This window comes from Deltaproteobacteria bacterium (assembly GCA_003696105.1).
In the GTDB taxonomy this organism is placed as follows: domain Bacteria; phylum Myxococcota_A; class Polyangia; order Haliangiales; family J016; genus J016.
The window spans coordinates 1-6547 of record RFGE01000043.1 but is presented as its reverse complement, the minus strand read 5'-3'; the positions used below and the strand labels follow the sequence as shown (position 1 = coordinate 6547).

7 protein-coding genes and 1 pseudogene are annotated in these 6547 nt (G+C 70.2%); 3 read left to right on the top strand and 5 right to left on the bottom strand.

Annotated elements, in window-relative coordinates; translation table 11 throughout:
• Nucleotides 1–874: RNA polymerase sigma factor RpoD (locus D6689_02875; protein ID RMH44271.1), on the bottom strand; the 874-nt coding region annotated here is incomplete at its 3' end.
• A 243-nt stretch (nt 875–1117) separates the two neighbouring features.
• On the opposite strand from D6689_02875, the gene D6689_02870 reads away from it, so the two are divergent.
• Nucleotides 1118–1318: a hypothetical protein gene (locus tag D6689_02870; GenBank protein ID RMH44270.1), complete on the top strand. Its 201-nt coding sequence runs from the start codon at nt 1118–1120 to the stop codon at nt 1316–1318.
• Here the strand turns inward: D6689_02870 and dnaG are convergent.
• The gene (gene dnaG / locus D6689_02865) at nt 1276–3039 is read right to left on the bottom strand and encodes a DNA primase (protein ID RMH44269.1); all 1764 of its coding nucleotides are present in this window, start codon (nt 3037–3039) and stop codon (nt 1276–1278) included. The two genes, D6689_02870 and dnaG, sit on opposite strands and share 43 nt — an antisense overlap.
• A gap of 74 nt (nt 3040–3113) precedes the next feature.
• Here dnaG and D6689_02860 point away from each other — a divergent pair, with 74 nt between their 5' ends.
• Nucleotides 3114–3491, top strand: a complete 378-nt coding sequence (locus D6689_02860) for a hypothetical protein (protein ID RMH44268.1) — start codon at nt 3114–3116, stop codon at nt 3489–3491.
• On the opposite strand, the gene D6689_02855 is transcribed toward D6689_02860, so the two are convergent.
• A complete protein-coding gene (locus D6689_02855) occupies nt 3446–3688 on the bottom strand; it encodes a hypothetical protein (protein RMH44267.1) in 243 nt (80 codons plus the stop codon). The genes D6689_02860 and D6689_02855 overlap by 46 nt on opposite strands.
• The gene (locus D6689_02850; GenBank protein RMH44266.1) at nt 3685–4905 is read right to left on the bottom strand and encodes a hypothetical protein; all 1221 of its coding nucleotides are present in this window, start codon (nt 4903–4905) and stop codon (nt 3685–3687) included. Before D6689_02850 ends, D6689_02855 begins: the two co-directional genes overlap by 4 nt.
• Before the next feature lie 267 nt (nt 4906–5172).
• On the opposite strand from D6689_02850, the pseudogene D6689_02845 reads away from it, so the two are divergent.
• Nucleotides 5173–5400, top strand: a pseudogene (locus tag D6689_02845) (hypothetical protein).
• Nucleotides 5401–5461: 61 nt separating this feature from the next.
• Here D6689_02845 and D6689_02840 read toward each other — a convergent pair.
• Nucleotides 5462–6523, bottom strand: a complete 1062-nt coding sequence (locus D6689_02840; protein RMH44265.1) for a class I fructose-bisphosphate aldolase — start codon at nt 6521–6523, stop codon at nt 5462–5464.
• Between the last annotated feature and the right edge of the window lie 24 nt (nt 6524–6547).

The following is a 6547-nucleotide window of genomic DNA, read 5'->3' as shown; positions in this document are numbered from 1 at the left end:
GTCGCTCGAGTTCGGCCTGGCGCTCGGGCGACGAGCGCATCTCGCGCAGCACCTTGCGCAGCTCCTTGGCCGGCATGCCGGCGCGGTTCTCGGCGCCGCGGATTTCGCTCTCGTGCTTGTCGATGCGCGCGATGAACGCCTTGAGTCGCGCGACGATCTTGTCGACCTTCGACTTTTGCAATCTCAACGTCGAGATCTCGTCGAAGGCAGCGGCGCGTTGCGCCTCGATCTGGTCGCGCAGCTTCTTCTTCTTGACTTCGCTGAGCCCTCGCTCGGACAGCTTTTCCTGAAGCTTGTCGATCTCGCGATGGGCGCGCCGCACCTTTTCAATGACCTTGATGACGCGCTCGGTGTGCCACGCCTCGTCGAAGTCGGCGTCGTCCTCGTCGACATCCTTGACGACGTCCTTGACGCGGAGCCGGCCCTTCTTGAGCTGTTCGCCGATATCGAGCAACTCCTCGACTGCGATCGGCGATTGCAGCACCGATTGCAGCACACGTCGTTCGCCCTCCTCGATGCGCTTCGCGATCTCGACCTCGCCTTCGCGCGTGAGTAGCGAGACCGACCCCATCTTGCGCAAATACATCCGAACCGGGTCGCTGCTTCGCGAGTAGGACGAGTCGTCGTCGTCGCCGTCGTCGTCCTCCTCGACGTCGGTGAGCGACGCCTTGGCCTTCTTGTTCTTGACGCGCTCGACCTTGGCAGCGTCGGCCGAGTCGACGATGTCGATGCCCTCCTCGCTGAGCGCCGACAACCACTCGTCGATTTCGTCAGACGAGGTGACGCTGGCGGGCATGTGCTCGTTGAGTTCGTCGTAGGTGAGAAAGCCCTTCTTGCGCCCGAGATCGATGAGCGTCTGGCGCGCCTTGACCACGTCCGCGTCGTCGTCGATGTCGATGCCGGCGTCGTCCTCGTCGTCCAGCAGCGGATCGTCGCCGTCGGCGGCCAGTGGGGCGCTGCGCGCGGCGGTCGGCGCTCGCTTCTTGGACCGCTTGCTCCGCGTCGGGGCGGCCGGAGCCGGTGCGAGGTTCAGGTCGTCGCCGTCGTCGGCCGGCTCGGCGGGCCCCGCCTTGGCGTTCGCCTTCGCTTTGGTCGACGTCTTCTTCGCCGATTCCTTGTGGCGGGTGGCCGCGGCCGCGGACGCCTTGGCGCGGCCCGTCGCCTTCGGCGCCTTCGCCGACTTCGTCGATTTCGTCGACTTCGTCGATTTCGCGGAGTGGGTGGCCTTCGACGTGGACTTGGACGCGTTGGACGACTTCGTGGTTTTCGCCATGGTTACTCGACCGCTTTCGACTCGTTGCGATGTTTGAGGGTGTAGATTTCGCTCACCAGCTTGCGCTGGAGGTCGACGTCGCCGCGCCGTCCCGCCTCGATCGCGCGTTGCTGCAGGCGGCGCAACTCGCTGTCGATGCGACACTGCTCGAGCCTGCGAACCGCCGCGCGCAACGTGGACTCCGGGTTCTTCAAGGATGCGTACGCTCCCGACAACACCTGGCGCGCGACGCGAGGATCCCCGTCCTCCGGCAACGCGGCCAAGATGGGCTGTCCTTTGCGTTGGGCGGAATACATGTCGCGAAGCGTCGGGTCCGTCAAGAGAGAAAACACGCCGAGTTGTTCGGCCGTACCGAGAAGTGTGGGATGGTCGGCCAGGATCGCAATGATTTCAAGTTCTGCGGCGGGCACCGGGCGGTGAGCCGAGCGCCGCGGCTTCGCGATTTCAGCAGCTTGGGCCGCATTGCCGCGGTGCGCCGCCGTGAGGGCGCGCCGGACGACCCGGTCGTCGACCCCGGTCGCGGCAGCCAGTTCGCCGACGAGCAGGTTGCGGCGGGTCTCGTCCGGTACCGCTCCGATGACCTCCGCGGCTTCCGCGACCGCCTGGGCCCGGCTGTCCGCCGACGCCCACTGGGTCGCCGCCCACACCTCGTGTACGAAGTACTCGACGCCGTACTGCGCGCGGTCGATGATCTGGCGGAAAGCGGCCGGGTCGGCGCGCACCAGCGAATCCGGGTCTTCTCCGAGCGGGATGCGCGCGATCCGGGTGGTGACCCCGGCTGCGACCAGTAATTTCAGCGCCTTGAGCGTTGCGGCGCGGCCGGCTCGGTCGCCGTCGTAGACGAGGACGACCTCGTCGACCAGCCGGCGGAGGGTGTCGACCTGCGCGTCGGTGAGGGCTGTCCCCAAGGGCGCGACCGCCTCCTCGAAGCCGTATTGGTGCAACACGATCACGTCGAAGTTGCCCTCGACGACGAGCGCGCGCCGGGTCGCGCGGAAGGCCTCGCGCGCGCGGTGGAGCCCGAACAACAGCTTGGATTTTTTGTAGACCGGGCTCTCCGGCGAATTGATGTACTTGGGGCCGGCGTCGTCGCCCGACTCGAGTGCGCGGCCCGAGAACCCGCACACTTCGCCCCCCGGCAAGACAATCGGGCACATGATCCGATCGCGAAACGCGTCGTACACGCCGTCGCCGGTGCGACGCCGCTTGACGAGTCCCGCCGCCAGCGCCAGCCGCTCGGGCACGCCGCGCGCGCGCAGTACGGACGCGAACGCGTCCCAGGACGCCGGGGCATACCCGAGGCCGAACCGCGTCGCGACCTCGGGGGCGATTCCGCGGGCTTCGAGGTATGCGCGGGCGCGCTGGCCGTCCTGCGGGTCCGTGAGCCGATCGCGGAAGAACCGCGCGGCGAGGCGATTGAGATCGTACAGCAGCGCTTTGTCGCTGCGCTCGCGGCGTCGCGCCGGGGAGTCGGCGACCTCCTGAAGCGCAACGCCGAACCGCTCGGCGAGCGCCTGCGCCGCCTCGACGAAGCTCTTGCCCTCGAACTCCATGACGAACGAGAACACGTCGCCCTTTTTGCCGCAGCCGAAGCAGTAGTACACGCCCTTTTCACCGTTCACGCTGAACGACGGCGTCTTCTCGTCGTGGAACGGGCACAAACCCACGTGGTTGACGCCCGCCTTGCGCAGCTTCACGTGCTGGCCGATGACGGCGACGATGTCGGCCTTGCGGCGGATTTCGTCGCGCGCGTCGTCGGGAATCATCCGCCCGACCTCCGCGGCCGCTCGATGGTGGAAAACTTGCGCACTGCCGGCCTGCCCCCGATCCTCGAAGGACGATGCGCCGACAGTCTGACATCCGCGAGGCCGAAAGGACAGGGCAAGGCCGCCGCGCCCGCGACCGCCTGATCGGAGCCCAGGCGCCGCCGCCGCCGCGCGATCTGCCGGCCGATGCGCGCGCGCGGGCGCGCGATCGGATGTTGCTCGTCGCCGACGATTTGCGCGAGTCGGCGCTGGCGGCGGCGGGAATCGAGGCGTATCTGGTCCGGTTGCATCGGCTGCTCGAGGCGGATGCGACGGCCGGCGAACTGGCAGCGCTCGCGGCCGACGACGAGATCGAGCGGCGGCTCGCAGCGCTCGACGACGCGCTCGGCGCCCTGCGGCGGTCGCTTCAGTGGGTCGCCGGCAGGTCGAGGTTGGCGGACAAGACCGCGTAGATCACGAGCGCGCCGGTGAGCACGATGCACGCGCCGAGCAACAGCTGTAGCGCGCGGGTCGTGCGCGCCTGGCTGTGGGCGGCGTGCGCGACGTCGGGGCCGTCGTGGCGGTGCTTGCGGATGGGGCGGTCTTCGCGGTCGCTCACGTCCAGTGAGTAGCGAACCGAGCGCGTCGCGTCAAGCGCGGCCTCGGTCACCGGGCAAAGCTGCGGATCAGGCGCACGAACGCGCGGCCGGTCGCCTCGGCGAGGCGGCCGATGTCGTGGGCCACGTCGTCGTCGAGCGGCCCGAGGTTGCGCGCGTGGGCGTACAGCAGGCACGCGACCTTGTCCTGGATCTTGACGGGCGCGACCACGCACTCGGCCGGCCGGCCGCTGCCGAGCAGGTGCCACAGGCGTTCGTCGATGCGCGCGCCGGCCGGCGGTGGACGGCCGCACACGAGCACGCCCGTGCGGTGCGCGAGTTGGAGCACCGACGGCTCGTCCAGCGGGATCGCGATGCTCGCCACGACGTCGTCACCGGCGTGGTCGGAAAACCCGCGCCAGCCGAACGCGACGTCGCCGCGCGCGAGCAGCACGAGGCCGACGCCCAACTGGCGGCCGAAGCCGTCGCGCATGCAACTGATGAGCAGGTCGACGACCCGGTCGCGGTCGGTCGCGCGGCGGATGCCGCGGATCGCGGCGTCCGGATCGGCCGCGGCGTCGACCTGCTCGGCCTCGGCTGGCGCCGACGGCGCGTCGCGGGCGACCGCGCGCTGGCGCAGCGCAAGGCGCCCGAGGGTGCCGGCCGGGCGGTCCGGCTCGGCGTCGCTGAGCGTGCGCAGATAGCGGCGCGGCGGATCCGGCGCGGGCTGACCGGTGGGCGCTGCCGCGCGCGGCTGCGGGCGCACGAACCGGGTCGGGCGCGGGATGCCGTAGACGAGTTCGAGCTGGTAGCGCAGCCGCAGCTCCGGGGCGATGACCGGCACGATCTCCGCGCCGAGCGCGGACGACAGGGCGCGCAGCGATTCGGGCGGCGGCGGGTCGAGGAACGCGACCGCGACGACGCCGGGTACTTCCTCGCGGAGCGGGATCGCGGCGTGCTCGGCCGCGGCTGCGGGCGCGATGCGCCGCTGCAGCTTCCGGTCCGCGCTTTCGAAGTGGTGGCTGTAGGCGGCCGCCAGGGCGTGCTGGCGGCCGAGGGCGTCGGCGATCGCGTCGATCGCCGCGTGGCCGAGTTCGATCAGATTCGTGCCGATCCGGCCGCCGTACAGGACTTGAGCGCGCAGGGCTTCGTCCACCTGCTCGGCCGTCACGACGCGCTCGGCGATGAGCAGTTCCCCCAGTCGCACGCTTGACGTCAGTGTACCGGTTCGCGCGTGACCAACGCCAGCGCGGCGCCCGACGAATCGCCCGCGCGCGCCGAATTGTGCCATCGCGTGTGGGGCGATGCCCTACCGCGGTGGCGGGGCCGCGCAACACCGGCCGCGACTCGGCGTCACGGGATCCGCGAGCATCGCTCGCGCCGGGCATGGATCGCGCGCAGATCGTTGCAGCTACATGGACGAAGGCGTTGGCTCTCGATCCACTCGCGCCGTTCGTTCGGGCGCGGTGCGACGCCACGGCAATAGATCCACGGCTGCGGGCCGTACGAAAACCCCGAGCCGCGCGCCTCACATGCGGCTCGTTCGGCGGGGACGACGATGCAGGGGCTCGGCGCCGCGTCGACGGCCGCGTCCGGCGCCGGCGACGCGGTGACGCCCGCGCCCGCATCCGGCGACGCTGCGACGCCCGCGCCCGCATCCCGCGACGACGCGACGCCCGCGCCCGCATCCGGTGCGGCGGCCGCGGGGGCCGGCGCTGGACGCGGCGCGGGGGCCGCGCTGCACGCGACCGCCGCCCACGCCAGGGCGCACGCCCCGGCACCCGCGACGCGCGCGCGGCTTCGCATCGCGCGCCCGGTCGCCCGATCCGCCGACGCCGGTCGCGCCGTCACGCGACCGTGATGTCCTTGCACAGGTAGACGTCTTGGATCGCGTGGAGCAGCTTGATGCCCTCGGCCATCGGCTTTTGGAACGCCTTGCGGCCGCTGATGAGGCCCATGCCACCCGCCCGCTTGTTGATGACCGCGGTGAGCACCGCGTCGTGCAGGTCGTTGTCGCCCGACGCGCCGCCGCTGTTGATCAACCCGGCGCGGCCCATGTAGCAGCACGCGACCTGATAGCGCGTGAGGTCGATCGGGTGGTCGGACGTCAGCTCGGTGTAGACCTTGTCGTGGGTCTTGCCGAACTTCGGCAAGTCGGGGTTCCGGTAGCCGCCGTTGGTCTCCGGAAGCTTCTGTTTGATGATGTCGGCCTGGAGCGTGACGCCGAGGTGGTTGGCCTGGCCGGTGAGGTCCGCGGCGGTGTGCATGTCGCCGGCCTTCGTCTTGAACGCTGAGTTGCGCAGGTAGCACCACAGCACCGTGAACATGCCGAGTTCGTGCGCCTGCTGGAACGCCTCGCTCACCTCCTGCAACTGGCGGCGCGACTCGGCGCTGCCCCAGTAGATCGTCGCACCGATGCCGGCGGCGCCCATCTCGAACGCCTGCGCGACGCTGCCGAACATCGTCTGGTCGTACTGGTTGGGGTACGACAGCAGCTCGTTGTGGTTGATCTTGACGATGAACGGGATCTTGTGGGCGTACTTGCGCGCGACCGCGCCGAGCACGCCGAACGTCGACGCGACCGCGTTGCAGCCGCCCTCGATCGCGAGGCGGACGATGGCTTCGGGGTCGAACATCGCCGGGTTGGGCGCGAACGACGCGCCGGCGGAGTGTTCGATGCCCTGGTCGACCGGCAGGATCGACAGGTAGCCGGTGCCGGCGAGCCGGCCGGTGTCGAACATGCGCTGCAGACTCGCGAGCACCGGCACGGGCCGGTCGGACACGCCGTGGATGCGGTCGACGAAGTCCGGCCCCGGCAGGTGGAGCGAATCGGCGGGGATCGTGCGGCACTGGTGATCGAGCACGGCCGCGTCGGTTCCCAAGATGTCGCGAATCTGAGCGAGGTCCATGGTCCGTTCCTTCCCGCGAGGTGT